30 protein-coding genes and 1 tRNA gene are annotated in these 25,419 nt (G+C 67.0%); 13 read left to right on the top strand and 18 right to left on the bottom strand.

Features of this window, described 5'->3' with window-relative positions; genetic code table 11:
- The 7 genes from NKT36_RS05600 to NKT36_RS05570 all read left to right on the top strand — a co-directional run bounded on the left by NKT36_RS05600 (nt 1) and on the right by NKT36_RS05570 (nt 4,777).
- On the top strand, nt 1-642 hold the full coding sequence (locus tag NKT36_RS05600; RefSeq protein WP_327052972.1) for a 30S ribosomal protein S5: 642 nt from the start codon (nt 1-3) through the stop codon (nt 640-642).
- The gene (rpmD, locus tag NKT36_RS05595) at nt 642-1,106 is read left to right on the top strand and encodes a 50S ribosomal protein L30 (RefSeq protein WP_327052971.1); all 465 of its coding nucleotides are present in this window, start codon (nt 642-644) and stop codon (nt 1,104-1,106) included. The genes NKT36_RS05600 and rpmD overlap by 1 nt, the downstream gene beginning before the upstream one ends.
- Before the next feature lie 2 nt (nt 1,107-1,108).
- Nucleotides 1,109-1,600 (top strand): uL15m family ribosomal protein, encoded by a 492-nt coding sequence (locus NKT36_RS05590; protein WP_327052970.1) that lies wholly within the window; start codon nt 1,109-1,111, stop codon nt 1,598-1,600.
- A 3-nt stretch (nt 1,601-1,603) separates the two neighbouring features.
- Entirely contained in the window at nt 1,604-3,064 is a 1,461-nt protein-coding gene (secY, locus tag NKT36_RS05585; RefSeq protein WP_327052969.1) for a preprotein translocase subunit SecY, read from the top strand.
- Between the two features lie 180 nt (nt 3,065-3,244).
- Nucleotides 3,245-3,766 carry a histidine kinase gene (locus NKT36_RS05580; RefSeq protein WP_327052968.1) on the top strand — a complete coding sequence of 174 codons (522 nt, stop codon included), beginning with the start codon at nt 3,245-3,247 and terminating at the stop codon, nt 3,764-3,766.
- Nucleotides 3,767-3,866: 100 nt separating this feature from the next.
- Complete coding sequence (locus NKT36_RS05575; RefSeq protein ID WP_327052967.1) at nt 3,867-4,496, top strand: GNAT family N-acetyltransferase; 630 nt, start codon at nt 3,867-3,869, stop codon at nt 4,494-4,496.
- Nucleotides 4,497-4,576: 80 nt separating this feature from the next.
- On the top strand, nt 4,577-4,777 hold the full coding sequence (locus NKT36_RS05570; RefSeq protein WP_327052966.1) for a dodecin: 201 nt from the start codon (nt 4,577-4,579) through the stop codon (nt 4,775-4,777).
- A 26-nt stretch (nt 4,778-4,803) separates the two neighbouring features.
- On the opposite strand, the gene NKT36_RS05565 is transcribed toward NKT36_RS05570, so the two are convergent.
- Nucleotides 4,804-5,172: a HesB/IscA family protein gene (locus NKT36_RS05565; protein WP_327052965.1), complete on the bottom strand. Its 369-nt coding sequence runs from the start codon at nt 5,170-5,172 to the stop codon at nt 4,804-4,806.
- Nucleotides 5,173-5,267: 95 nt separating this feature from the next.
- Here NKT36_RS05565 and mch point away from each other — a divergent pair, with 95 nt between their 5' ends.
- The 3 genes from mch (at nt 5,268) to NKT36_RS05550 (ending at nt 7,432) form a co-directional block, all read left to right on the top strand.
- On the top strand, nt 5,268-6,200 hold the full coding sequence (mch, locus tag NKT36_RS05560; protein ID WP_327052964.1) for a methenyltetrahydromethanopterin cyclohydrolase: 933 nt from the start codon (nt 5,268-5,270) through the stop codon (nt 6,198-6,200).
- Complete coding sequence (locus tag NKT36_RS05555) at nt 6,197-6,682, top strand: hypothetical protein (RefSeq protein ID WP_327052963.1); 486 nt, start codon at nt 6,197-6,199, stop codon at nt 6,680-6,682. The genes mch and NKT36_RS05555 overlap by 4 nt, the downstream gene beginning before the upstream one ends.
- Before the next feature lie 72 nt (nt 6,683-6,754).
- Nucleotides 6,755-7,432, top strand: a complete 678-nt coding sequence (locus NKT36_RS05550; RefSeq protein ID WP_327052962.1) for an HAD family hydrolase — start codon at nt 6,755-6,757, stop codon at nt 7,430-7,432.
- A 21-nt stretch (nt 7,433-7,453) separates the two neighbouring features.
- On the opposite strand, the gene NKT36_RS05545 is transcribed toward NKT36_RS05550, so the two are convergent.
- The 12 genes from NKT36_RS05545 to NKT36_RS05490 all read right to left on the bottom strand — a co-directional run bounded on the left by NKT36_RS05545 (nt 7,454) and on the right by NKT36_RS05490 (nt 20,023).
- Entirely contained in the window at nt 7,454-7,852 is a 399-nt protein-coding gene (locus tag NKT36_RS05545; RefSeq protein WP_327052961.1) for a hypothetical protein, read from the bottom strand.
- A 31-nt stretch (nt 7,853-7,883) separates the two neighbouring features.
- On the bottom strand, nt 7,884-9,527 hold the full coding sequence (locus NKT36_RS05540; protein WP_327052960.1) for a GTPBP1 family GTP-binding protein: 1,644 nt from the start codon (nt 9,525-9,527) through the stop codon (nt 7,884-7,886).
- An 80-nt stretch (nt 9,528-9,607) separates the two neighbouring features.
- On the bottom strand, nt 9,608-10,603 hold the full coding sequence (locus NKT36_RS05535) for a restriction endonuclease (RefSeq protein WP_327052959.1): 996 nt from the start codon (nt 10,601-10,603) through the stop codon (nt 9,608-9,610).
- Between the two features lie 59 nt (nt 10,604-10,662).
- A complete protein-coding gene (locus NKT36_RS05530) occupies nt 10,663-12,099 on the bottom strand; it encodes a BGTF surface domain-containing protein (RefSeq protein ID WP_327052958.1) in 1,437 nt (478 codons plus the stop codon).
- 252 nt (nt 12,100-12,351) lie between these two features.
- Nucleotides 12,352-12,888, bottom strand: a complete 537-nt coding sequence (locus NKT36_RS05525; protein WP_327052957.1) for a J domain-containing protein — start codon at nt 12,886-12,888, stop codon at nt 12,352-12,354.
- Between the two features lie 49 nt (nt 12,889-12,937).
- Complete coding sequence (locus tag NKT36_RS05520) at nt 12,938-13,903, bottom strand: aldo/keto reductase (protein WP_327052956.1); 966 nt, start codon at nt 13,901-13,903, stop codon at nt 12,938-12,940.
- A 193-nt stretch (nt 13,904-14,096) separates the two neighbouring features.
- On the bottom strand, nt 14,097-14,900 hold the full coding sequence (locus tag NKT36_RS05515; RefSeq protein WP_327052955.1) for a ZIP family metal transporter: 804 nt from the start codon (nt 14,898-14,900) through the stop codon (nt 14,097-14,099).
- A gap of 308 nt (nt 14,901-15,208) precedes the next feature.
- Nucleotides 15,209-15,463 (bottom strand): hypothetical protein, encoded by a 255-nt coding sequence (locus NKT36_RS05510; RefSeq protein WP_327052954.1) that lies wholly within the window; start codon nt 15,461-15,463, stop codon nt 15,209-15,211.
- Between the two features lie 191 nt (nt 15,464-15,654).
- Nucleotides 15,655-16,446 (bottom strand): bacteriorhodopsin, encoded by a 792-nt coding sequence (locus NKT36_RS05505; RefSeq protein ID WP_407652232.1) that lies wholly within the window; start codon nt 16,444-16,446, stop codon nt 15,655-15,657.
- Nucleotides 16,447-16,871: 425 nt separating this feature from the next.
- Nucleotides 16,872-18,740 (bottom strand): formate/nitrite transporter family protein, encoded by a 1,869-nt coding sequence (locus NKT36_RS05500; protein WP_327052952.1) that lies wholly within the window; start codon nt 18,738-18,740, stop codon nt 16,872-16,874.
- A 325-nt stretch (nt 18,741-19,065) separates the two neighbouring features.
- Nucleotides 19,066-19,212, bottom strand: a tRNA-Met gene (locus tag NKT36_RS05495).
- A gap of 181 nt (nt 19,213-19,393) precedes the next feature.
- Nucleotides 19,394-20,023 (bottom strand): adenylate kinase, encoded by a 630-nt coding sequence (locus NKT36_RS05490; protein ID WP_327052951.1) that lies wholly within the window; start codon nt 20,021-20,023, stop codon nt 19,394-19,396.
- 97 nt (nt 20,024-20,120) lie between these two features.
- Between NKT36_RS05490 and NKT36_RS05485 the strand changes: the two genes are divergently transcribed.
- The gene (locus NKT36_RS05485; RefSeq protein WP_327052950.1) at nt 20,121-20,576 is read left to right on the top strand and encodes a hypothetical protein; all 456 of its coding nucleotides are present in this window, start codon (nt 20,121-20,123) and stop codon (nt 20,574-20,576) included.
- Nucleotides 20,577-20,583: 7 nt separating this feature from the next.
- Here NKT36_RS05485 and NKT36_RS05480 read toward each other — a convergent pair whose 3' ends face one another.
- The 4 genes from NKT36_RS05480 to NKT36_RS05465 are packed head-to-tail and all read right to left on the bottom strand — an operon-like array spanning nt 20,584 to nt 24,049.
- Nucleotides 20,584-20,814: an Lrp/AsnC ligand binding domain-containing protein gene (locus NKT36_RS05480; protein WP_327052949.1), complete on the bottom strand. Its 231-nt coding sequence runs from the start codon at nt 20,812-20,814 to the stop codon at nt 20,584-20,586.
- Nucleotides 20,815-20,857: 43 nt separating this feature from the next.
- Complete coding sequence (locus tag NKT36_RS05475) at nt 20,858-22,480, bottom strand: TrkH family potassium uptake protein (protein ID WP_327052948.1); 1,623 nt, start codon at nt 22,478-22,480, stop codon at nt 20,858-20,860.
- Nucleotides 22,477-23,817 carry a Trk system potassium transporter TrkA gene (gene trkA / locus NKT36_RS05470; protein ID WP_327052947.1) on the bottom strand — a complete coding sequence of 447 codons (1,341 nt, stop codon included), beginning with the start codon at nt 23,815-23,817 and terminating at the stop codon, nt 22,477-22,479. Before trkA ends, NKT36_RS05475 begins: the two co-directional genes overlap by 4 nt.
- Nucleotides 23,789-24,049, bottom strand: a complete 261-nt coding sequence (locus NKT36_RS05465; protein ID WP_327052946.1) for a hypothetical protein — start codon at nt 24,047-24,049, stop codon at nt 23,789-23,791. The genes trkA and NKT36_RS05465 overlap by 29 nt, the downstream gene beginning before the upstream one ends.
- A 190-nt stretch (nt 24,050-24,239) precedes the next feature.
- Between NKT36_RS05465 and NKT36_RS05460 the strand changes: the two genes are divergently transcribed.
- Nucleotides 24,240-24,410 carry a DUF5786 family protein gene (locus NKT36_RS05460; protein WP_327052945.1) on the top strand — a complete coding sequence of 57 codons (171 nt, stop codon included), beginning with the start codon at nt 24,240-24,242 and terminating at the stop codon, nt 24,408-24,410.
- 96 nt (nt 24,411-24,506) lie between these two features.
- Here the strand turns inward: NKT36_RS05460 and NKT36_RS05455 are convergent, their stop codons facing one another.
- Nucleotides 24,507-24,962, bottom strand: a complete 456-nt coding sequence (locus NKT36_RS05455) for a pyridoxamine 5'-phosphate oxidase family protein (protein WP_327052944.1) — start codon at nt 24,960-24,962, stop codon at nt 24,507-24,509.
- A 143-nt stretch (nt 24,963-25,105) separates the two neighbouring features.
- Between NKT36_RS05455 and NKT36_RS05450 the strand changes: the two genes are divergently transcribed.
- The gene (locus NKT36_RS05450; RefSeq protein WP_327052943.1) at nt 25,106-25,402 is read left to right on the top strand and encodes a hypothetical protein; all 297 of its coding nucleotides are present in this window, start codon (nt 25,106-25,108) and stop codon (nt 25,400-25,402) included.
- Nucleotides 25,403-25,419: the final 17 nt, after the last annotated feature.

Genomic DNA, 25,419 nt, shown 5'->3' with positions numbered 1-25,419 from the left:
ATGAGTGAACACAACGGCTGGGAACCCCAGACCCGACTCGGCCGGAAGGTCGCCGACGGCGACATCGACACGATGGAGGCGGCGCTCAACTCCGGGCTCCCGCTGAAGGAGCCGGAGCTGGTCGACCAGCTCCTCCCCGGACTCGAAGACGAGGTGCTGGACATCAACATGGTCCAGCGCATGACCGACTCCGGTCGCCGCGTGAAGTTCCGTTGCGTCGTCGCCATCGGCAACCGCGACGGCTACGTCGGCTACGCCGAAGGTCGCGACGACCAGGTCGGGGGCGCCATCCAGAAGGCCATCGACATCGCGAAGCTGAACATGATCGACGTCCCCCGCGGCGCAGGCTCGTGGGAGGACCGCAGCGACCGACCGCACTCGCTCACCCACCGCACGGAGGGGAAGGCGGGCAGCGTCACGGTCGAACTCGTCCCGGCTCCTGCGGGGCTCGGGCTTGCGGCCACCGACACGGTGCGCAAGATCCTCGAACTCGCGGGCATCGAGAACGCCTGGACGAAGAGCCACGGCAACACGCGGACGACGCTCAACCTCGCGAAGGCGACGTACAACGCGCTGGAGAACGCGTCGCAGTCGCGCGGCCCGCGCGCTCGTCCCGACGAGCAGGAGGAGGTGGCCGACTGATGAAGGCAGTCGTCCAAATCCGCGGCGAGGTCGACATGAGCCAGACCGTCAAGGACACCCTCGAGATGCTGAACATCCACCGGGTGAACCACTGCGCGCTGGTGCCGGAGACCGACGCCTACCGCGGGATGATCACGAAGGTCAACGACTACGTCGCCTACGGCGAACCCGACCAGGAGATCCTGGAGACGGTGCTGGCGACGCGAGCGGAGCCGCTCGAGGGCAGCGACGACGTCGACGACGACTGGGTGGCGGAGAACACCGAGTACGACGACGTCGCCGACCTCGCTTCGGCGCTGCTCGACGAGGAGACGACGCTCAAAGAGCAGGGCCTGACGCCGGTGCTGCGGCTTCACCCGCCGCGCGGCGGCCACGACGGCCTCAAGCACCCCACCAAGGAGGGCGGTGAACTCGGCAAGCACACGACCGAGCAGATCAACGCGCTCCTGAAGTCGATGCGATAACCATGACGAACAAGAAACGACGACAGCGTGGCTCGCGCACGCACGGCGGCGGTAGTCACAAGAACCGTCGCGGTGCCGGTCACCGCGGCGGTCGCGGTGACGCGGGTCGCTCCAAACACGAATTCCACAACCACGGACCGCTCGGCAAACACGGCTTCAAGCGTCCCGACGACGTCCAGGAGACGGTCGAGACCGTCTCCGTCCAGAAGATCGACGAGGACGTTCCGCTCCTCGTTGCGGAGGGCGTCGCCGAGGAGACCGACTTCGGCTACCGCGTCGACGCGCGCGACGTCGCCGACGACGGCTGGGACGCCGACGTCGTGAAGGTACTCGGCGACGGGAACGTCCGCAACGAACTCGAAGTGACGGCGGACGCGTTCTCCGCGAGCGCGGTCGAACTCATCGAGCAGGAGGGCGGCGACGCCGTCCTCAGCGACCGGGCGGAGGAAGCCGAATCCGAAACAGTTGAGTCGGAAGACGAGACTGAGGAATAATACATGGGTTGGAAGGAAGCCGCCGAACCGGTCCTGACGCGAATGCCGTCCGTCCGGCAGCCAGAGGGGCACGTCCCCTTCAAGCGCAAGCTAACCTGGACGGGCGGTATCCTGTTGCTGTACTTCTTCCTGACGAACGTCACCCTCTACGGGGCGAACGAGGGGGCCGACATCTTCGGCCAGTTCCGTTCGCTGCTGGCGGGTGGACAGGGGTCCGTGCTCCACCTCGGTATCGGGCCCATCGTCACGGCGAGCATCGTGTTGCAGCTGCTCGGCGGTGCGAACCTGCTGGGACTGGACACCGACGACCCCCGCGACCAGGTGCTCTATCAGGGCCTCCAGAAGCTGCTGGTGGTCGTGATGATCTTCCTGACGGGGCTTCCGATGGTGTTCGCCGGCGGCTTCCTCCCGGCCGACCCGCAACTGGCTGCGACGTTCCCGGGTGGCGAGATGGGCGTCAAGTGGCTCATCTTCGCCCAGATCCTCGTCGGAGCCATCCTCGTCCTGTTCATGGACGAGATCATCAGCAAGTGGGGCGTCGGTAGCGGTATCGGGCTGTTCATCGTCGCCGGCGTGAGCCAGAAGCTCATCGGCGGCCTGTTCGCGTGGAGCGGCCTGCCGGGCCGACCCGGCCTCATCCCGAACTGGATCGCCATCGCCACCGGCAACGCGGGCGAGGTCCCGTCGCTGCTGACCGCGGAGGGCATCCAGTACCTGCTGCTCGACGGCGGCGGCATCCTCGCGCTCGTCACGACGGTGCTCATCTTCAGCATCGTCGTGTACGCAGAGAGCGTCCGGGTCGAGATTCCGCTCAGCCACGCGCGGGTGAAGGGCGCTCGCGGTCGCTTCCCCGTGAAGCTCATCTACGCCAGCGTCCTGCCGATGATCCTCGTCCGCGCGCTGCAGGCGAACATCCAGTTCCTGGGCCGCATCCTCCACAGCCAGCTCGGCAACGACATGCCGGTCTGGCTCGGGCAGTACGACGGTGGACGGGCCATCGGCGGCCTGTTCTACTATCTCGCCCCCATCCAGAACCGGGCCGACTGGATGTGGTGGACCGGGCTCGCCCAGGAGCCGTGGCAGGTGCTGTTGCGCGTCGCCATCGACCTGACGTTCATGATCGTCGGCGGCGCCATCTTCGCCATCTTCTGGGTCGAGACGACGGACATGGGTCCGGAGGCGACGGCGAAGCAGATCCAGAACTCCGGGATGCAGATTCCCGGGTTCCGCCAGAACACCGGCGTCATCGAGAAGGTGATGGAGCGGTACATCCCGCAGGTCACCGTCATCGGCGGCGCGCTGGTCGGACTGCTGGCCGTGCTGGCGAACATGCTCGGCACCATCGGCGGCGTCTCCGGGACGGGCCTGCTGCTGACGGTCTCCATCACGTACAAGCTGTACGAGGAGATCGCCGAGGAGCAGCTCATGGAGATGCACCCGATGATGCGCGACATGTTCGGATAGCGCTCCGGACGCCCTTTCTTCGACGCGACACTCGTTCCCATCGAGCGACCGCCGTCTCGTTCTCGCAGCTTCGACCGCGCTTTCTCGCGTCCTCGTCGCCACCTTACCCGCCCGTAACCCCGTAACCTGAAGGTTAGATTACAGCTATGTCGCGGCGGCCCGTCGGTGCAGGGGAGTACGATGGCAACCGAAACACAGACTCGACTCGGCCGGTTCCGCGCCGGTCGGAACGGATGGATCGCTGGCGCCGCCGGGGGGCTCGTCGGGAGCGTCCTGTTCGGCCTCATGATGCCCACCGCGACGATAGCGATGGCGATTCCGGCGATGTACGGTATCGAAGGACCCGCGTCCACCGCCGGCTGGCTGCTCCACGTCTTCCACGGGGTCGCGCTCGGCCTCGCCTACGTGGCGCTGGTCCAGGTCGGCCCGCTGGCGGACGTCGCGACGCGCCTGCGGGGGGCCGTCGGCCTCGGCGTCGCGTACGGCGTCGTGACGACTGCACTGCTCCCGGTCCTGGTGATGCCGGTGTGGCTCGCGGCGGTCGGCTTCCCGATGGCACCGCCGTTCCCGAACCTCGCCGTGCCCGGGACGCTCGTGAGCCTCGTCGGGCACGTGGTGTACGCGGTTCCGGTCGCGCTCGCCTACGCGCTCGCGGCGCGGAACGCGCGACCTGACCGGTCGAAGTCCGGGCAGGCGGCCTGACGTGCCGACTCCGGGTAGGACCGGCCTGACCGGTGACAGGGGAGTCCTGCAAGGTGGGACGGCAACCAACGCTTTTGCTGGCGAACACTGAGCGTCACGTATGTTCCCCGAGCGCGTCGACACCGAGCGTCTGCGTCTCGTTCGCCTCTGTCGCGCGAACTTCGACCCGGTGGACCTCTACCGGTACTACTCGCGCCACAGCGACACCGTCGACGAGGAGACGGCGCACCTGACGTGGGACCCGCACGAGACGCCGAAGGAGACGTGGGACGCCGTCGTGGACGCGGAGCGCCGCTGGGACGACGGCGAGGCCGCGACGTACGCCCTCGTCCCGCGCGACGGCGAGGACGGCGCGGGCGAGTTCGCGGGGACGACGGACTTCGACCTCGACTGGGAGAAGCGCACGGCCATCTTCGCCGTCTGGCTCCGGAAGCCGTTCTGGGGGCGGGGCTACTCCGGCGAGCGCGCCGCGGCGCTGCTGGCACTCGCGTTCGACCATCTGGACCTCGAACTAGTCTCCGCCGGTTACCTCTCGGGTAACGAGAACTCCCGGCGGGCCATCGAGAAGTACGTCGAGCGGTTCGGCGGCCGGTACGACGGCATCCTGCGCAACTGGGTGCCGATGGACGGTGCGGTGCGGGACCTCCACCGCTACACCGTCACCCGCGAGCAGTGGGCGCGCAACCGCGACGCGGGCCCCGACGTGACCATCCCGCCGCCCGACGGGTGACTCCGCTCCGGGTCGGTGTGCTCCGGTCCGGGCCAACGGCCGTTGTCGCTTTTACGCGGGAGCGAGAACCGCAAGGTGCTATGGTCTTCAAGAAGATCACGCTCATCGGGACGAGCGACGAAAGTTTCGACGCAGCGGCAGACGACGCCATCGACCGCGCACAGGACACGCTCCAGAACGTCAAGTGGGTCGAGGTGGACGAACTCGGCGTCGAAGTGGCGAGCGTCCAGGACCGCCAGTACCAGGCGGAGGTGACGGTGGCGTTCGAACTGGAGGAGTAACGGAACTGTCCGGGCGGCGGGGGCCGTCAGGTCCGGAAGCTCTCGCCGCAGCCACACTCGGAGACGACGTTCGGGTTGTCGACGTGGAAGCCGGCACCCTGCAGGCCCTGCTCGTAGTCGACGACGCTGCCCTCGATGTAGTTCATGCTCGCCGGGTCGACGAACACGCGCAGGTCGTGGTGCTCGTAGACCGTGTCGTCGTCCTCGGGTGCGCCGTCGAAGCGCATCCCGTAGGAGAGTCCCGCACAGCCGCCCTGCTGGACGAACAGTCGCAGTCCGGCCCTGTCGGGGTCCATTCCCTCGCCGTCGAGCAGGGAGAGCGCCTGTTCGGCGGCGTCCTCCGTCACCTCGATCTGGGGGGTCGGCTCCCCGTCGGGTGCGGTGTCGGTACTCATACCCGACCTTTCTGGGGGCAGGATGTTAACGGTGTCGCCGCCCCGCGTCGCCGCGAACCCGGAACTGTTTACGGGACGACGCCCAACTGCCGGACATGGAGAGTCTGAACCGCATGGCCCTCGAACTCGTCGACGAGGCCATCGACTTCGCGGACGAACTGAACGTCGCCGCCTACGAACTCGACTCGGAGGCGACGGTGCTCGACTTCGGCGTCGAGACGTCGGGCGGCGTCGAGGCCGGCCTGCTGCTCGCGGAACTCCAGACCGCCGGGCTGGCGACGGTGCAGACCCGGATGGACGAGGTCGGGGGCGCGCCGCTCCAGCACGTCGAACTGACGACCGACCATCCCGCGCTCGCGCTGCTGTGCTCGCAGAAGGCCGGCTGGGAACTCGGCGTCGAGGGGTTCGAGGGGCTCGGCAGCGGGCCGGCCCGGGCGCTGGTCGCCGAGGAGGACGAGTACCGGCGCGTCGGCTACACGGACGCCTTCGAGTTCGCGGTGCTCGCCGTCGAGTCCGACGAACTCCCCGGCGACCCGGTCGCCGAGCACGTCGCCGACCTCGCGGGCGTGCAACCGGGCGCGGTCTTCCTCCCCACGTTCTCGACCGCGAGCGTCACCGGCAGCGTCAACGTCGCCTCGCGCGCGGCCGAACTGGCCGTCTTCCGCCTCTCGGAACTGGGATACGACCCGCTCGACGTCGTCTCCGTGTCGGGGTCCGCGCCCGTCGCCCCCGTCGCCGCGGACGACGAGACGGCCATCGGCCGGACGAACGACGCGCTCGCGTACGGCGGCCAGGTCCATCTCACCGTCCGCGAGGAGTTCGACCGCTTCGACGAGTTGCCGTCGACCGCCGCCGACGAGTACGGCACGCCGTTCGAACAGCTGTTCGACGACGCCGACTGGGACTTCGACGAGATACCGGCGAGCGTGTTCGCCCCGGCACAGGTGACCGTCGACGTGGTCGGCGGGTCGACCACCGTCCACGGCGCGACCGACGAGGAGATGGTCGCGGAGAGCTTCGGTCTGTGAAGTTCAAACTCGTCCCCGAACCGCCCGCGGACCTGTCGTTCGTCGCGGACGCCCAGCGGGCGGTCCCGCTCGTCCCCGGAACCGAGGACGACTGCTGCCGGCGACTGATGGACCGCGTCGGCTTCGAGAGCCGGGACGTGGCACGGACGTGGCTCACCTTCCTCCGCGCGCTCGAACTCGCCGAGGAGACAGACAGCGGCTTCGCCCGCATCCGTCGCGACCCCGACCGCGAGGCCCTGGCGGCGGCGTTCCGCGAGCGCGTCTACGGCGCCGACCGACTCCTCGACCGTCTCGCGACCGACGGTCCGCTCACCGCAGACGAGGCCTTCGAGGCGTTCCGGGAGTCGATTCCGACCTGGGAGCGCCACAAGGACCCCAGCCGGGTCGAAGACGTGTGGCGCGAGCGCGTCGCCAACCTGCTGGAGTGGGCGGTCCTGCTCGACCTCGCGGAGCGGACGGCCGAAGGCTACCGGCGGGCGTAGCCGCACGACGACCCGAACGTCGCCCAGCGCGAGGCGTCCAGTTTTTCCGACCACGGACCGAACGGCCGGACGATGACCGTCGACACCGTCCTGTTCGACCTGGACGACACCCTCTGTGAGTACGAGCAGGACTCCCGCGAGGTGCTCGCGGCGTCGTTCGAACGGTGCGGCGTCGACCCCTTCTTCGAACTCGCCGACTATCACGCTCGCTACGACGAGTTCCTGGGAGCGGGCGACACCGTGGCGGAACTGCGGGCGACGTGTTTCGCTGCCATCGCCGAGGAGCGGGGGCACGACGCCGCGACGGGCCGCGCGGTCGCCGACGCGTTCGCCGAGGTCCGCGACCACTCGCGCGTGCGGTTCTGTCCGGGCGCGTCCGCGGCGCTCGACGCCCTCGCGCGCGACCACGCCGTCGGCGTCGTCACCAACGGCGCGCCGGAGATGCAGCGGACGAAGATGGCGGCGCTCGGCATCGACGACCGCGTCGAGACGACCGTGTTCGCGGGCCACGACGCCCCGGCGAAGCCGGCCCCGGAGCCGTTCGAGCGCGCGCTCGCCGACCTCGACGCGACGGCCCACCGGACGGTCCACGTCGGCAACTCGCTCGACAGCGACGTCGCCGGCGCGCACGCCGCCGGCCTCCGCTCGGTCTGGGTGCCGGCGGACCCGTCGCTCGCCCCGGACCCCGAACCCCACTTCGCGTTCGAGACGCTCCACCCGCTCGGCGACCCGCCGTGGCTCGACGGCTGACCGCTGCGCCGAGGGTACCGGTCACCGCCGTTCGAGCGCGAGTGTCACCAGCATCGCCGCACCGGCGACGACGAACAGCAGGTTGAACCAGCCCCCGGCACGGAGGTACTCGACGAGGCCATAGGCCACCATCCCGCCGAAGAACGCGGCGCGCCACCACTGCGTTCCCGTCACGTCCCGGAACACGCCGACCACGAGCAGGCCGGTGACGTACAGCGTCGCCACGACCCGTACGAGCACGGCCGTTCCCTCCGCCCGGAGCAACTGGACGGACGCCACGAGACTCACGAGGAAGAGCAGCGCCACGAACGCCTTCGCGACGGTCGTCACGTCCAGCAGCGCGCGGGCTTCTGACGGCCGTCCGCGCTGTGGCCGTCTGCGCTGTCGTGTGCGGTCGGACTGCGAGGCGCGACGAGTCATACCGGAACGTGCGAACGCCGGGGAGAAAAGCCTATTCGAGCGGCGTCACGTCGGTCACGGTGCCGACGCCCTTGCTCTGGCCCTCGCGGAAGACGAACCGCTGGCCCTCCTCGACGAGGTAGGGCTGGAACTTGAACCGGACGGTGGTCGACCCGCGGTCGCCCGGCAGGAGGTGGCCGCCCTCGGGTTCGAAGACGGCTGCCTCGCTGACCGTCTCGAGGTGGACGACCGGTTCGTAACCGGAGCCGATGCGGGTCGGGTGGTTGAGGACCATCACCTCGGCCTCGAACTCGCGGACCGGCGTCGGGTCGGCGTCCACCGGCAGGAGGACCATCCCCCGCTCGACGTCGGCCTCGCGGACGCCCTTCAGCGCGATGCCGACGATGCGGCCGGCCTTCGCCTCGTCCACGCGGTGGTAGTGCATCTCGATGGAGCGGACCTCCACCTCGCGGAATCCGCCGTCGGGCATCGGGCCGAGCAGGAGTTCGTCGCCGGCCTCCACCGACCCGGAGTTGATGGTGCCGCTGGCGACGGCGCCGACGCCCGTCACGCTGTAGGTGCGGTCGACGTACATCCGGAACTCGCCGCTGTCGGCCGTCGTCTTCGGTAACTGCTCGAACATGGCGTCCAGGTCGTCCAGTCCGTCCATCGTCACGGCGCTGGTCCCGAGCACGGGGACGACGCCGTCGCCGATCTCGTCGATGGCGACGTCGACGCCGTGGCGTTCCACGCGTAGCGGCGTCTTGCCGACCTCGCGGAGCAGGCGCTCGACCTCGCGCTCGACCTCCAGGGCCCGCTCCTCGTCGACGACGTCGACCTTCGTGATGGCGACGATGGTCGGCAGTTCGGTCGCCAGCAGGATGCCCAGGTGCTCGCGGGTCGTCTTCGTCGGGCCGTCGTCGGCTGCGACGGTGAGCAGGCCGTAGTCGAGTTTCTGGCCGACGAGTCCCCGGATGGTGGTCCGGAGCCAGGGTTCGTGGCCGACGGTGTCGACGAACGAGACGAGGCGGTCGCTCTCCTCGACGACGCGCGCGCGGTCGTCCTTCCGGTGGGGGTTGTCCATCCGGACCGGTCCCTCGTCCCCGAACCCGTAGACGGCGTAGGAGAGGTCGGCGGACAGTCCCCGCTCGACCTCGTGGGGCTGCACGTCGAGGTAGCCGCGGGTGCCGCCCTCGCCGTCGTCGGCCTGGCCGGTGACGAGGCTACCGACCAGCGTCGACTTGCCGTGGTCGACGTGTCCCGCCGTCCCGACGACGATGTGGTCGCTGTCGGTCTCCAGGACGGCTCCCTCTCGGACCGTGGCGACGCCGACCAGTCCGCCGCCGCTGTCGCGGGCCATCGCGCGGGTGTTCGACTCGTCGCCGTCGATGCCCCACGTCTGGACGTCCTCGATGTGGGCGCCCGCCTCCTCGGCCAAAAGCGACAGGACGTCCATCGACTCGGAGAATGCGTCGGGGTCGATACCGGCGAGTCCCCCGTCGTCGGTCACGCCGACGACGTACGTCGCCTCGCCGTCGCCGGAGAGGACGCGATGCCGAAGCTGCGCAGCGAGGCTCTCCATGCGACCGTCGGCCAGGTGGATCTCCCTCGTGAGCCGCTCCTTGAATTCCACGCTGCCGCCCTCCTGCTCCCCGCGTTCGAGAGCGCGCTGCAAGGCGGCGCGGTCAGCGCTCATGAGCGCCGCTTAGTCCCCACCGGTCAAAAGCCTTGCCCGCGTTACAGTTCCGAGCCCTTGGAATCGATATATACTGCTCCTTACGCGCCGACTTCGAGGTCGGCGTCCCGCTGGAACCGCACCGCGACGTCGCCGTAGACGCCCCCATCGGCGACGAGCGTCGCGTTCGCCACGCCCTCGTCGACGGAGAACACGGTCCAGGTGCTCATCGACTTGCCCGGCTCGAGGACGCCCACTTCGAACCCGCTCGCGTTCGTCAGCGGCTGGTGGCCGTGGACGGTCCCGTTCGCCCGGAGCCGGAATCCTTCCTGACGGAGACCGACGGTCCCCTGCCCGGTGTTCGTGACGTTCAACTGGACGACGACGAACTGCTGGCCGTCCCGTGCCTGGTAGACGACGTTCTTCTCCGGTTCGAGTTCGGTCGTCGTCCTCGCGTTCCACGTCACGTCGAGCGCCTTCGTCTCGTTGCCCGACACCGACGACGTCGACGTCACGTTGAACGACTGCTCCTGGACGTTGCCGCCGGTGCCGAGGATGGTCGGGCCGACGACGACGAACGCGACCACAGCGAGGACGGCGACGACGACGACGCCGCCGACCGCCTTCGCCGAAACGTCCGGGAGGTCGTCCACCGGAAGCCGGTCCAGGAGGCCGGGACCGTCGTCGTCACCGTCTCCGCCACCACCGCCGCCGCTACCGCTGCCGCCCCCGTACTTCTCCACGAGGTCGTGGAGTTCGCGGGCCTCGACGATGGTCCGTAGCTTCTCGCCGTCGACGAGATCGACCCCCGCCTGGTCGGCGATACGTTCGGCGTCGTCGCTGAACTGGCCGGCAGTTACGACCGCGCCCTCGTCGAGTCCGTACTCCTGGGCGGTCTGCACGAACTGCTGGAGCGCCTTGCCACTGACGTCGCCACTGCTCCCGGTCGTGGCCCAGATGAGCCCCTCGGCGCCGTCGCGCTGGAGCGCGACGAACGCCTTGCCGGACTTCTCGGTGACCTGGGTGTTCCAGCCCTGCTGCTCCCAGATGTCGGCGACGAACGCGGCGAAGTCGGACTCGTCCATTTCCCGTATCATGATAGGGGACGTGCGTTCGTTGAGATATCTTCAGTCATGGTATAAAAATTATCGGACAGTTACTCCGACCGTCTGACGGCGAGCAGTGCCGCGGCGAGCAGTGCGACGACCGCCGTCGTAGCCTCGAATCCCGGGAGGCCGCCGTTCGAGACGGTCTGGGGCGTTATCGGGTCCGGGGTAGAGATGCGCGTCGTCGGCGTGGTAGTGGTGTTCGTGGTGGTGGTGTTCGTGGTGGTGGTGTTCGTGGTGGTGGTGTTCGTGGTGGTGGTGGTGTTCGTGGTCGTTGTCGTCGTCGTGGTGGTTGTCGTGGTGGTGGTCGTCTGCCGTTGCGGGGCGACGACGCCTCGAACTGTCTTTTTCAAGTCCTTGTTGGGACCGACGAGTTTGAACGTGAATTCTGTACCACGTGGAACGTCGCTAAAGTCGACCGTCGTGCTGAACGTGTGATTTGCTTTGACCGTCACTTCCTTCGGTCCCTTGTAGAATCGATTCTTCTGGTTCTTGTACGCAGTTAAGCGAATCTTGCTCCCCGGTGCCAGGCTCGTCGACCCCGTAATTTCCGTTTTGCCATTGACCACGACAGAGTCACCGACGTAGTCGAGGACTGCCTTCCGTTCGACGACCTGGAACGTCGTTGTGGCAGTTTCCTTTTCGTCCGGCCTTAGTAGTGGATTGGACCCACTGAGCGCGAACGTTACGTTGTACCTGTCGTTCGGTTCGATGTTGTGGTCTGTCGTATCAACAACGAAATACGTGATGTCGTTTTCTTCGTCGACGAACGTCCGGTCCGACGCAATGTCGTCCGCGTGGAACTCGTTCGGTGTGGTGTTCGGCTCAGTGTTGGTCTCATGGAAGGTAAGGGACACTCCCTCTGTGTGCTTGAACGAATCAATGAAGCCCGTTATTCCCGATGCGTTTAGGGCAAGGACAAATCTATCTTCGTGTGCGATTCTGTTGTCCTTCGGTTGGACTATCCTCTTTTTTAGTTCGTCTAACGTATCGACATTGTCGAGATCTACCGTTGATGGCATGACGAACGTTTTGGCCCCGTTCGTGTGTCGTTCTTTTATCGTGAACCAACCTTTGTCCTCTTCGAACCCATCGACGGTTACGTTCATATCGTACGTGTTTGGATCGAGCGGTCCAACCTGGGACCACCTGTGCACATGGACTTTTTTCTCTGGACCCGAAACGACTAGTGAACTCTTGTTTTTGACTTTCGCGCCTGTCTCATACGTGTTCAAACCGATAGTTGTCTTGCCCTTGACACCCTCGACCTGCACCCAGAATCCGTTTCCAGGTCCTCCGATGTTGACGGTCGCTTTCTTGCCCGAGCGGACGGTGATGTACAAGATGTCGCCCCGTTCTTCATTGACGACGCTTTTCGTGAACGATGCGCCTTTGCCCTCGACGACGCCTGGCGTGAGCAACGTTCCGGCGGCGAACGCGACCACCAGCATCAGCGTCGCCACGACCGTGAGCCGACTCGAACTCATCGGCCGGAATCACTCCCGCTCGGCCACGACACGGCGGTCGAAGATACTGGAGAGCGTAGACGCCGACCGTCCTGAAGGACTCGGGCCGGATGCGATGACGTAGACATATCTGGTTACCCGAGACGTTGCGGAGCCTCTGTAATAAATCCATCCGGTAGATACGACGAGTGATAATCGGATTCTCCCGCGTCGCGGCACGGTTCCCCGTTCGTCGTATCACCTCAGGAACCGTTCTGCGGGGTCCGACGGCACTCAGTGGTCGTCGTTGAGACGCTCGTAGGCCTTGCTCACGCGCTTGAACGCCTCCTCGCTCCCGTCCGTGCTGTCGGGATGGACGCGCTTGACCTTCTCGCGGTAGGCTTCGCGGATCGTCTCGTCGTCGGCCCCGGGGTCGAGGTCGAGGATGCGGTAGGCCTCCGGCACGCTCGGACCGGACGGTTCTCCGACGGGGGCGCGTCGCCCTGCTCGCTGCCGCGCCCGGTCGCGGGCGTTCCCCGGGCCTGGTCCCCCTGGTCCGCGCGCTTGCTGGCGCGCTCTCTCGCGCGCTCGCGAACCGGCGGCGCGCGGGTCGGGACCGAAGCCGTGCCGCTGCTCCTCCCACAGTTCGCGCTCGCGGACGCGCTTGGCGAGTCGTCCCGTGGCGTGGTACCACAGGATCGCCGTCGTCAGGGCGAACGGCACGGCGAACACGAGCAGAAACAGGTTGTAGACGAACCCGAGGATGCTCAGCGAGACCGTGATTCCGGCGAAGACGGCAGCGATGCCGAGCAGGAGCCGCGACCTGTACACGTACCCACCTTGGGTCGCACCCCTGTTAAGGTTCTCGCCCGCCGGGACCTCAGGCCGACTTCGCGTCGGCGAGGCGTGCGAACTGCTCGTCGGACAGGGTTATCTCGGTCGCGCGGAGGTTCTCCGCCAGCTGGTCGACGGTGCGCGCGCCGACGATGGGCGCGGTGACCGCGTCGTGGTCCAGCAGCCAGGCGAGGCTGACCGCTGCGGGCGAAGCACCGACCTCGTCGGCGACGGCCTCGACCTCCTCGAGGACGTCGAAGTTCTCGTCGGTGAGGTAGGAGTCGCAGAACTGCTGGTCGGTCGCCCCGCGCGACCCCGCCGGGGGTTCTTCGCCGCGGCTGTACTTGCCCGTCAGGAAGCCGCCGGCGAGCGGCGACCAGGGGACGACGCCGAGGCCGTACGCCTCGCACATCGGCAGGTAGTTCGGCTCGGTCTCGCGGTTGACGAGGTTGTACCGCGGCTGGGCGATCCGGAACGGCTCGTAGTCCATCTCGTTGGCCATCGCGACCTTCCAGGCGTTCGGTTCGAGCGTCGACGTGCCGAGGTAGTTCACCTTCCCCTCGCGGACGAACCCGTCGAGGGTGCGCATGAACTCCTCGGCGGGCGTGTCGTCGTCCCAGCGGTGGACGTACAGGAGGTCGACGTAGTCCGTGCCGAGGCGGTCGAGGATGCGGTCGATCTGGCGGCGGAGGTGCTTGCGCGAGAGGCCGCCGCCGTTCGGGTCGTCGGGGCGCGTCGGCCAGTAGACCTTCGACGCGAGGACGAAGTCCTCCCTGTCGCGGTCGGCGAGCCAGTTGCCGATGAACCGCTCGCTGTCGCCGCCACCGTACATGTCGGCGGTGTCGACGAAGTTACCGCCCGCGTCGGCGTACGCGTCGAGCAGTTCGTGGGCCCGCTCCTCGTCGATCTCGACCTCGCCCTCGTCGTTCTCGCGGCCGAACCGCCACGTTCCGAACGCCAGTTCGCTCACGTAGGTCCCGGTCTCCCCCAGCCGCACGGTGTCCAGTTCCATGCGGAGACCGTCGCAACCCGCCCCGTTAAATCGACCGAAATCGAACGCGCTGGCCCCGGTACCCTTCGATGACGCCGCTTGTGGACACGGAACGAACGACCGGGTGTCACTGACCACCACGCCGCAGGTCGACCGGGCGAAGAACAGGCTGGCACTCGTCCGACAGCCCGTCGGAGCGGTCGTCCTCCCGGCGTCAGAGGACGGCGAGCGGCACCATCAGGAGCACGCCGGCGACGAGGCCCGACACCAGTTCGCGGTGGCCCTGGCCCGGCAGGTCCTCGCCGATCTCCAGCGCCTCGGGGATGAACTCCAGCGCGACGAGGAAGATCATCGCGCCGGCGGCGAAGCCGAACCCGACCGGGAGGAACTCCCGCGCGACGCGGACGAAGTAGTAGGCGACGAGCGCGCCGATGGGCTGGGGCAGACTGGAGAAGACGGCCCACCAGACCATCTTCCACTTGCCGACGCCCATCGACCGGAGCGGAATCGAGATGGCGAGGCCCTCGGGGATGTTGTGGATGGATATCGCGATGGTCATGAAGATGGCCAGCAGCGGGACGGTGATGCCGACGATCTGCGCCCCTTCGAACCCGAGATCGGCGAACGAGACGCCGACCGCGACCCCCTCCGGGAAGCTGTGGACCGTCAGGATGCCGAGGATGAGCACGAGCTTCTTGTAGTCAGCCTCCTCGTACTGCTGCGGGTCGACCTCGGCTTCGGAGATGAGGCGGTGACTGACGACGACGAGGACGACGCCGACGAGCATCCCGACCCCGACGCCCACGACGCTCCCGCCGTTCGCCTCGGCCAGTCCCTCGAATATCAGGCCGAACACCGACGCGGAGACCATGATGCCCGACGCCAGCCCCCAGAGAGCGACGTTCCACCGGTCGCTCACGTCGTCGACCAGAAAGAACGGCAGCGCTCCCAACCCCGTGGCGAGCGCGGTTATCAACCCTGCGACGAAGACGAAGACGAGATTTGCCAGCAACGCCATACGCGTTGGTTCGCACTCCCCCCGGAAAAGAGTTATCATCATATTTACCTTTTTTCGGCCAGCCTAAAATTGAAGGCTTTCTAATCGCCAATACTTTACTGAAACGACAAAATTTCTTTTCTGCTCGCTGCTCGAGTTCGACGACTGCGGGATAGACCCGGGGGTACGGAGTTGCGGTCGGCCCCCGACGTTCTCCTTCACGAACTGTTGCCTTCGCGAGATACTACTCGGACGCCGCTGCGGCGCTGCTCGGAAGGTCGTGGGACGTCGTCAGAAAAGCCCGAACGGTGGTATACACGCCTGCGGCATCACGGCCGGTCGTACCCGTGACCGACGAACACAGCGACGAGGTTCAGGACGACGATCACCGCGAACGACGAGGAGGTCGGGGACAGCGACCCCTGATAGAGGAGAGGCAGGTAGACGAACGGGAGAGCGATGGCGGTCCAGAACCCGAGAAACTGGACTGACTCGAACAGTTTGCGACGCGCTACCGTGGCGAACTGCAAGCTAGTGTCGAACTCGGTCGAACCGTCGGTCCGGTGTGCTGGGGTACTCGACATGGGAGGGTCGGGCGCATCCGGTCGTATGGGCGACGGGGTAATATAGGGGGACGAGCGTGCAGGCAAATTCACGACGCTTCACGCGAACGGTGCGGTCGTTGACGTTTTGCGAACGGTTCAGAACCGTTTAGACGTTTCATAATCGGGGTTCGGACGACCTCACCCGGGGACGGCGAGCCCAGGTGCGGTTCTCAGTCGTCTCCGGGCGTGACGAAGGGTTCGACCTGTGCGCTCTCGGTGACCCCGGCCGGTTCGTCGGCGAGGAACCGGAGCAGGAGGAACGCGAAGACGAACTTCGCCCCGACGTCGAGGAGGCTGTACCCCCACGAGGTGAGCGCGAGTGCCGTCGTGCCGGTCCCGAGGAGAGCGAGCCCCTCGGTGCCGGCCGCCCAGATGACCGGGTAGCCGACCCAGAGCACGACGGTCAGAACCTTCAGCCGGTCGAACAGCTCGCGGACGTCCGGGTCCCGGTCGGCCACGTCGCGCGGCCACTCGACCAGGATGATGTAGAGGACGACGGCGAAGAAGGCCGAACTCAGCGCGAACCACGCCCAGCGGAGCCAGAGCGCCTGCGTGGTCAGCGCAGCCGCGAGCCCCGTGACGCACATCGCCATGTCGAACAGGACGACCGTGAACAGCTTCGCCCGGCTCGTCCCCGCCAGCAGCCCCAGCGCGAACAGGATGAGCGGCGTCGAGAACGTCCACGTGAGGTACCGTCCCCACAGCGTGACGCTTTCACCCCTCCCCGGAATGTCGACGATGCCGACGGTCAACCCGGAGGCCAGTCCCAGGTAGCTGGCGATCGAGACGGCCGGGATGCCGATTGTCGCCGCGAACATGAGCTTCACGCGGTCGTCCGTGACGTTCCGGCCCATGTAGACGAACAGCAGGATCGCCAGCCCCATCAGCGCGATCATCCCCCACAGCGAGGCCGACAGCAGTGGGTCAGCCAGTGCCTCCTCGACCGCGGGATCGAGCTGCATCGGCTGTAGCGCCGCTACTGGATTGGGCATTGGTGCCATACGTCGCCATCTTAGGGTCAGTCTGCTATAGACTCGTCGGCCGCGACATGTCCGTGGCCGCGGTAATTAGCGGCTCGTGCCGTTAGATTAGTACTGAACGGTCCTGGTTAAATCAATGGGGAGTTACAGGTCGTCTCGGTCTCTGTCTCCTGATGGACGACCGTCCGAAGTCGGGTCTACTTCGACTCGCTGAACGAACCGTCAGATCGACTCGCCGGGCGGTGGATCGATGCTCCTCGAAATATCCGAAAACACGGGACGGAAGATGCATTCAGCATCGACTTTCGTCGGCCCGTGTTGCCAGTGGGGCCGTGCGATTCTCAATCCGCGAGCGACCTCGCTCGATAGAACCGGGAATGGTAACCTCTCGGCCCTCCGCGCCAGGTTTACTCGTCGGGAGTCTCGGCGTGGCCGGAGTCGACGGACTCCTCGGTGCCACGGAATGCCAGCGCGGGGTACTGCTCCCGGGTCGGAGAGCCGAACAACCGATCGCGTAGCGACCGCTTGGAGGGGCGCTCGGCCAGCAACACCGAACAGTCAACGTCGTTGACGACGTCCAGGTGCAACGAATCCTGAACCAGCCGAGACAGCATTCCCTGTTCGGTCGCGCCGAGCATGAGCAACGTGCTATCGCTGGCTGCCCTGCGGATCGTCTCCTCGATGTCGCCGGAGTCGACGGTGATCGTTGCGTCACCCAGACCGTGTTCGTCGGCCCAGTCCTGGAGGAACGCCTCGCCTGCACGTTCGTCCGCCTCGTCGCCGACGACGTGGAGCACCTCGACCTCCGCGTTCGCCACTATCTGAAGCGCCTGGGCGACCTCTGCGTTCAGGTCGGAGTCGGGGCCGCCGGCGGTCGGCAGGAGGATCCGTGAAGGGTCGAGACCGCGGTCGTTGGCTACCAGAAAGTCACAGGGCAACTGGTTGGTCAGTTCGGCGAGCGGTCTTTCGGCGCGGGCCGAACTCCACAGCCCTTCTCTGTCCCAGTCCATGACCACCAGGTCGGGGCTCGTCCGGCGGGCCAGAGTGAAGACCTCCTCGAAAGAACGCGGGGTGACCACGGTCGAGGTCTCCAGGGTAACACCGTGCTTGGTGCCGATCCGGCGGGCGTCCTCTAGCAGTCGCGCGGAGTCGCGCTTGATCCGGTCCTGGTGGGATCGTTCCGTGCCTGGGGGCCAACGCCGGGGTGCCTGGACGACGTGGACGACGTGGACTTTCCCCTTTTTCTGGCGGCTGGCCAGCTGGCAGGCCAGACGCACCACCTCGGTCTCGGTCCGGGGGTTGGCGATAGGTACCAGGATCCGGTAGGCCTCCGGATCGCGGACGATCTCTTCGACGGTGTCGATCACCGGAACGTACGAGCGGCCGGCAAGCGAGCCAACCAGCCACTCCCGCAGCGTGAGCCGACGGACGTCCTGGAAGCGGGGAATCTGCAAGCGCCGGTCGGAGGTCTGATAGTAGTTGACTACCGTCACCAGCACGACTCCGCCGAGCGTGTTGCCGAGCAACACTGGGAGAACGAATCCAACCAGCGCAGGGACCGGGTTCGCGCCAGTGACCAGCGTCAGGTAGACGACCTCGCAGAAGGAGACCACCACGTGGAACAGGTTCCCCAGCGGGATAGCCAGGAACGCCAGATACACGACGACTAGTTTGGAGATCGTGTCCCGAGCGGCGAAGCTTATCCACACCACGCCGGCGACGATCAGCCCGGCGAAGGCCGCCTTGACGAACAGAGCAGAGGCAGGGGTGGCGATACCCTTCTCGGCGAACCCGACCGCCACCTCCGCAGTGGCGTCGTCGAACACGCCACCGTAGGCCAGCGCGGCCGCCCCGAGCCCGCCTCCCAAGAAGTTTCCCGCGAGCACGATCGACCAGTGGCGGAACAATGTCGGGACCGAGACCAGTCGCTCCAGTGTCAGCGCGACCGGCGGTAGCGTGTTCTCCGTGTACAGCTGGTAGCCGCCGATGATGATGTAGATGAACCCCAGCGGGTACAGCAGGACGGCGCTGATCTCGGATTCGGTGGCGGCCGTCATCGAGGCGTACAGCAGGAAGGTGATGGTGATCGCAAAGCCGGCCGCAAGCGCGCTGAAAAACAGCTCCCGCACCCCGGAGGTGACCTCGTGGTCGGCGTCCGCGACCACCCGCTGATACACCTCGTCGGTAGACAACTGGTCAGCGAGCACGTCGTCCGCGTCCCCATGGTCCGATCCGGCCTCATCAGCGAGCGTGGTGGTGGCGTCCGAGTCGACCATCTTCGTACGTTCGGTTCCCGACGAAGCGGAAAGTAGTTTGTTACCGGTACTCCACGGGGTGTCAGCGCCCTCGAGGCTGTACCCAAACCGAGGTCCGACCCGTCAGTGTGGTGGACGGACTCCTCGCCGTTCTCGATGCTCTCCTTCCCGGTGACGACGCCAGCAATCGCCACCCCTCGTCGGTGCGACCTGGCCGCCACCTCACGTCGCATATTACGATTCTAATTACAGTTGCAGCAGCTGGTCCTCTTGTTCTCCTATTAGCCCTGATTGTTTCTTCATTCGGGTCGTCGACTGCTCCTGAGTACGACCAGGTAGCAAAAAGTGCCCGGGGAGGGCTCCGAACCCTCGATCTCCGCATGACCCAGGTTCGAGGCTGGCGGGCCTCGCGGGCATGGGAGGCTTCCAAGGCCTGAGCGCCAATCTCAGAACCCTATGAGTGCGGCGCTATGTCCAGCTAAGCCACCCGGGCTCGGTTACGGATAGGAAGGTTGCACTCTTTAAAGTTCTCATATCGCTCGACGGCGTGGCGACGTCACGGCGAACTGACGGCTCCGGGTGCGGCGAGGAGCGACCGCGACGCGACGACGTCGGCGGCGCTCGCCGGTGGACGTCGGACGGTCGCGAAAATGTCGTCGCCGCGGAAGCGCGGTTCAGACGCTGGACTCGATGGCGTCCTGGACGTCGTCCCAGACCTCGTCCGGCGTCTGCTCGCCGTCGATGCGGACCAGTTCGCCCTCGTCGTCGTAGAAGTCGATGACGGGCTGTGTGTTCTCCTCGTACACCCGGATGCGCTCGCGGACGGTCTCCTCGGTGTCGTCCTCGCGCTGGACGAGTTCGCCGCCGCACTCGTCGCAGACGCCCGACTCCTCTGGCTGGTTGAAGTCGACGTGGTAGTTTGCGCCGCACTCGTCGCAGACGCGGCGGCCGGTCAGCCGGTCGACCAGGACGGACTTGTCGACGTCGAGGTACAGGACGGCGTCGAGGTCCGTGATGTCGGCGAGGTACTCCGCCTGCGAGAGGTTCCGCGGGTAGCCGTCGAGGACGTAGCCGTCCGCGTCCTCCAGCGCGGCCTTGACGATCTCGTTCACCACGGGGTCGGGGACGAGTTCGCCCTCGTTCATGTAGCTCGCGGGCGTACCGTGTTCGGTCTCCATGTGCTTGTTCGCCCGGAGCGCGTCGCCGGTCGTGACGTGTTCGACGTCGTACTTCTCGGTGATACGACGACTCTGGGTCCCCTTGCCCGCGCCGGGTGCACCCAGGATGAGGATGTTCGGATCCATGTTCGCCCCTGCGCCGTCCTCGTTTAAAGAGTTAAAGAAACGGGCCCATTTTTTCGGAACGGCTACTTTTTCACGCGCGCGGTCGAACACGTCTGCCATGACCCGGTTCAGCGCCGCGACGCCGACCGAGCGCCAGAAGCTGTTCGCCGACGCCGTCCTCGCCCACCGCGAGCGCGCCAGCGCCTTCTGCACGATGCAGGCCACCCCGCCCGACGCCGGCGAGACCGGGGAGGGCGACGGCGGCGGGGCGACCGGCGACGACGCCGACGACGCGGACGACGCTGCCGAGTCGTTTCCCCCGTGGGTCCAGTTCGGGGAGCGAACGCTCAACCTCGACTGCACGGACGCGGAACTCGACCGCCTGAAGGACCTGGTCGGCGAGTTCCCGGCGTTCAAGATAGAACAGCTGGAGAGTCCGGAGGAGGCCGAGGGGACGAACGTGCGCATCAGCGCGAAGGCCGACGCCAACCGCATCGCTCAGTTCGTCGAACGGACGTTCCGCGAGGTGTACGACCGCCCCGAGGGGTACGTCGCGTGGGTCACGGAGGTGTGACCGTCGCTCAGTCGAGCTGGACGTAGGTCCTCGTGGTGCCGACGCCGTCCAGCGACCGGATGCCCATCGCGACGGTGTCCTGCACGCCGTGGACGTCCTCGGCCTCTATCTCGGCGATGATGTCGAAGTCGCCGGCGACGACGTGCGCCTCCGTGACGTTCGGGAGACCTCTGATCTGTTCGACGACGTCCTCGCTCGTTCCGGCCCCCGTGATGACGGTGGTGTACGCACGGATCATGCGGCAGTAGGTACGTGCGACAGCCACAAACCCGTTGCCGTGCCTACGACCGCCAGTAGGCAGGCGTCAGCAGTACGAGCACGGGGAGGATCTCCAGGCGGCCGATCCACATCAGCACGACCATCAGGAGCTTCGACGTGGCCGGGAAGGGCAGGTAGTTGTTCATCGGGCCGACGAGCTGGAACCCCGGACCGACGTTCCCGAGCGTCGCGGCAACCGCGCTCATCGACTCGAACAGGTTCAGCGCCGGGCCGCCGGCGCGTTCGGCGTCGAGGAACACGAGGAACGTCGCGACGAAGAAGATGACGACGTACAGCAGGGTGAAGACGTAGATGCCACGGAGGGCGCGCTCGTCCAGCGCCCGCCCGCCGAGCCGCACCGGTCGGACCGCCTCGGGGTGGACCGTCGTGAACAGCTCGCGCTTGAGCGATTTCAGGATGACCAGCCAGCGGACGATCTTGATCGCGCCGCCGGTCGACCCCGCCGAGCCGCCGATGAACATGGCAGCGAGCAGCAGGTACTGCGCGCTGGGGCTCCATGTGTTGAAGTCCATGCTGGCGTACCCCGTCGTCGTCACGATGGAGGCGATCTGGAACGTCGCGTGGCGGGCGGCCGATTCGAGGTTGCCGGGTATCGGCCCGACGTTGCCCGGCGTCGTCGCGATGCCGGTGCCGACGAACAGCAGCACGGTCAGGATGGCCGACAGCACGCCGAGGACGCCGACGTAGAACCGGAACTCCGCGTCGCGGAACAGGTGTTCGGACTCGCCGTTCAGCACGTGCCAGAACAGCGCGAAGTTGGTGCCGGCGGCGACCATGAACGGGACGATGACCCACTGGACGAGGGCCGAGAACGCCTCGATGCTGCGGGCCTCCGGCGAGAACCCGCCGGTCGCCATCGTCGTGAACCCGTGGGCGACGGCGTTGTAGAACGTCATCCTTGGCGCGAGCGGCGTGCCGAGCGCGCCCCCGAGGAGGTGGAGGCCGAACAGGAGCACGATCTCCAGCGCGGTGATGCCGAGGTACGCCCGCCAGAGCGCCCGCGCCGTCTCCGCGATGCGCGGCGTGAGCTTCTGGATGCCCGGCCCAGGGGCCTCGGTGTCGATGAGCTGTGCGCCCCCGACCGACAGTTCGGGGAGGATGGCGACCGCGAGGACGACGATGCCCATCCCGCCCAGCCACTGGGTCTGCTGGCGCCACATCATCATCGCTCGCGAGTGGTGCTCGAAGGAGATGTCGCCCAAGACCGTCGCGCCCGTGGTGGTGAACCCGCTCATGCTCTCGAACAGCGCGTTGACGGGGTTCGCCAGCGTCGAGGGGCCGGACTCGACGGCGAGGAAGGGCGCTCCGTTCACCAGCGCGACGTCGTTGCCCGCGACGACGTAGGGGACGGCACCGACCACGGAGACGGCGAACCACGTCAGCGCGACCATCAGGAACCCCTCGCGCGCCCCGATGTCGGGGTCCGGGTCGAGGCGTTCGAGCGACAGGCCGACGGCGACGGTGACGCCGATGGTCGCGACGAACGTGCCGATTCCCTCGCCGTAGTACGCACCGACGACGAGCGGGAACAGGAGCGGGACGGCGAGCCACTTCAGCACCGTGCCGACGAGGCTTACGCTGGCTCGCCAGTCGACCCGCCAGCGCCAGTCTACGCCCAGCGTCATAGCTTCGCGCTCACTTCGTCCAGCACGTCGCTGTCGACGAACACGACCACGTGGTCGCGCACCTCGACGACCGTGTCACCGCGCGGGACGACGTACTCCCCGTCCCGGGTTATCGCGCCGATGACCACGCCGCCGGGAAGGTCGCCGACGGCGTCCTGAATCGCGGTGTCTGCGAGCACGCTGTCCTCGTCCACCTCGATCTCGAGCACTTCGGCCTGGTCGTCCTCGATGAGCGCGATGTTCTCGGCGCGATTCTCGCGCGTGAACCGGGTGATCTCCTCGGCGGTCACCTCGCGGGGGTTGATGGCGACGTCGATGCCGACCTTCTCGAACAGGTCGACGTAGCCGCCGTCCTCGACGACCGCGATGGCGCGCTCCGCACCCAGCTGCTTGGCGAGCACGGAGACGAGGAGGTTCTTCTCGTCGCGCTCCAGGGCCGCGATGACCACGTCTGCCTCGTCGACGTGTTCGCGCGTGAGGAACTCGGCGTCCGTCGCGTCGCTCTCCATGACGACCGTGTGCGGCAGGTCCTCTGCGAGTTCGCGGGCCCGCTCGTGGTCGCGCTCGATGAGCCGCGGCCGGAGGTCGCGCTCCTCCATCAGCCGGGCGGTGTGGAACCCGATCTCGCTGCCGCCGATGACGACGAGCTCCTTGTCCGCGCTCGGCGTCTCGTCGGGCGCCACCTCCCGGGCGAACTCCTGGACGCTCTCGGGGCTGCCGATGACGACCACCTTGTCGTCCGGTCGCATGGCCGTCTCACCGCGCGGGATGGCGACGTCGCCGTTCCGGAGCACGGCGGCGAACGTCAGCGAGTCGAAGCGGTCGGCCTGCTGGACCGTCTGGTTCGCGACCGGGCTCTCCGCCCGCACCTCGAACTCGGCCATCATGACCTGGCCGCCGGCGAACGGGTCGACGTCGCGGGCGGCGGGCAGGCCGATGACGCGGACGATGTCCATCGCGGTCAGCAGGTTCGTACAGACCATGAAGTCGACGCCGAACGCGCGCTGTTCGGCGCGCTCCCACGTGTCGAGGTAGTCCACCTTCTTCACGCGGGCGATGGTGAACGGGTCGTCGACGGTCTTGGCCGTCCCGCAGACGACGAGGTTCGTCTCGTCGTCGTCGGTGCTCGCGATGACCATGTCGGCATCCTCGACGTCGGCCTCACGGAGCGTCGCGAGCGACGTGCCGTCGCCCTCGATGGCGAGCACGTCGAGCGAGTAGGTGAGCGAGTCGACCCGTTCGGGGTCGTTGTCGACCACGACGACCTCGTGGGAGCGCGACAGGCTCGCGGCGATGGACGACCCGACCTCACCGGCACCGACGATGATGACGCGCATGCACTACCCTCCCAGTCATTTCTTTCCCTTTGGTTCCAACCCCCGGCGTAAATGCGTTCCTCTCTAGCTCAACCATCGCGCCAACCGCGAGGAGCAAGGAGACGATGGCCGCGCCGCCGACGCTGCTGACCGCGAGCCCGGAGCCGACGAAGATGCCGGCCGCCGTCGTCGTCCCGACGCCGAGAGCCACCGCTCCGACGAGACTGACGTCCCCGTCGAGTCCTGTCTGCACCCCCGCCCCCGTCCTCCTCTCGTCGTCCTTCGGCCGTCGTCCAGTGGACTCGCGGAACGAACGAAATGGTTGACGGTCAGACCATTTGCTGTCCGTGAACGGCGGTCTCACCCACGCTAACTGTCCACGTTCCACCAGGCCGTCGGACATCACACGACTTTAGTCTCGCACGCCGATACCTGTCGTCACCATGGGTTTCGGAAGCTACGACGAGTCCGAACAGCAGAACGACGACGTCGACGTCGACGAGGACACCGGCGTCAACGTCCACGAGAATGCCCACGAGGGATCTATCGAGTTCGACTCGGAGGCGTCGAACGACGAACTCATCGCACAGCTCCAGGAGATGAAGGAGGAGTAACGGCCTCGACGGTCGCCGCGCCGCCGCACCGCAGCGTCCGGCGCGGCCCGGCCCTGTCCCCCCGTCGCCGCCTCAGCCCCGCTCTCCCCTGTCGTTTCAGCCCTCGCTCGGTGCCTCCTTCCGGCCGCTCACGTCGTCGGCGAGCAGGCGGAAGAACCGGAACGTCACCTCGTCGGTCGGATGTTCGAACACGTCGACCAGCGGAATCTCCAGTCGCTGTATCGCCTCGGCGGCCTCCGACCCGATCTCGGCCTCCGTCACCTCCTCCAGTTCCCCCGTGGCGACGACGCTCCGCCACCCCCGGTCGGTGTGGTCGTAGGTGACGAACGAGACGGGCCGCCCGTCCTCGATGAACGACCCCTTCTCCGTCTCCGCCTCGAAGCCGAACCGGAAGTAGATGTCCTCGCTGGGAACGTCGTACCCGTAGGACACCGGAAGCTGGTACGGCGCCTCCTCGGTTCCCGCCCCGAAGGAGACGATGCCCGTCCCGCCGTGTTCGAGGAACTCGCGCAGTTCGTCCTCTGACATCTCCACCGAGCGCACGTCTGCCATGTCCTTCGATACCACGCGGTGATGCAAAAGCGTGTGGTAGATTCTCTCCTCCCGCGCGGCGTCCGTGGCCCATCCGCTCGCGGGCGCGACGAGCAGACCGGGGCCAGCAGGAATATCGGAACGAACCCCGAACGACGGTTCGCATGAGCACACCCGAAGAACACTTCGAGATAGCCGTCGACGACTCGAACGACACCGAGGCGCGCGAGACGGCGCTCGCCGACCTCGAAACCGCGAACGAGTGCGCCAGGCTCGCGGACGTGGTCCGCGACGACGGCGTCGAGGACCGCTATCGAGAGCAGGCGCTGACCGGTCTGGCACATCCCCAGTGTACGGCGACGCTCCGCGGGCTGGCCGAGGACTCCGGCCTGCCGTCGTCGCTGCGGGACCGCGCCGAACAGCTCCTGGACGAGACGCCGGAGGACGCGGGACCCACCTGAACGCGGTCGCCTGACGC

The organism is Halomicrococcus gelatinilyticus, from assembly GCA_024227995.1.
GTDB lineage: Archaea > Halobacteriota > Halobacteria > Halobacteriales > Haladaptataceae > Halomicrococcus > Halomicrococcus gelatinilyticus.
Note: the sequence above shows the minus strand (reverse complement) of the source record. Positions and strands in the feature narration are given on the sequence as shown.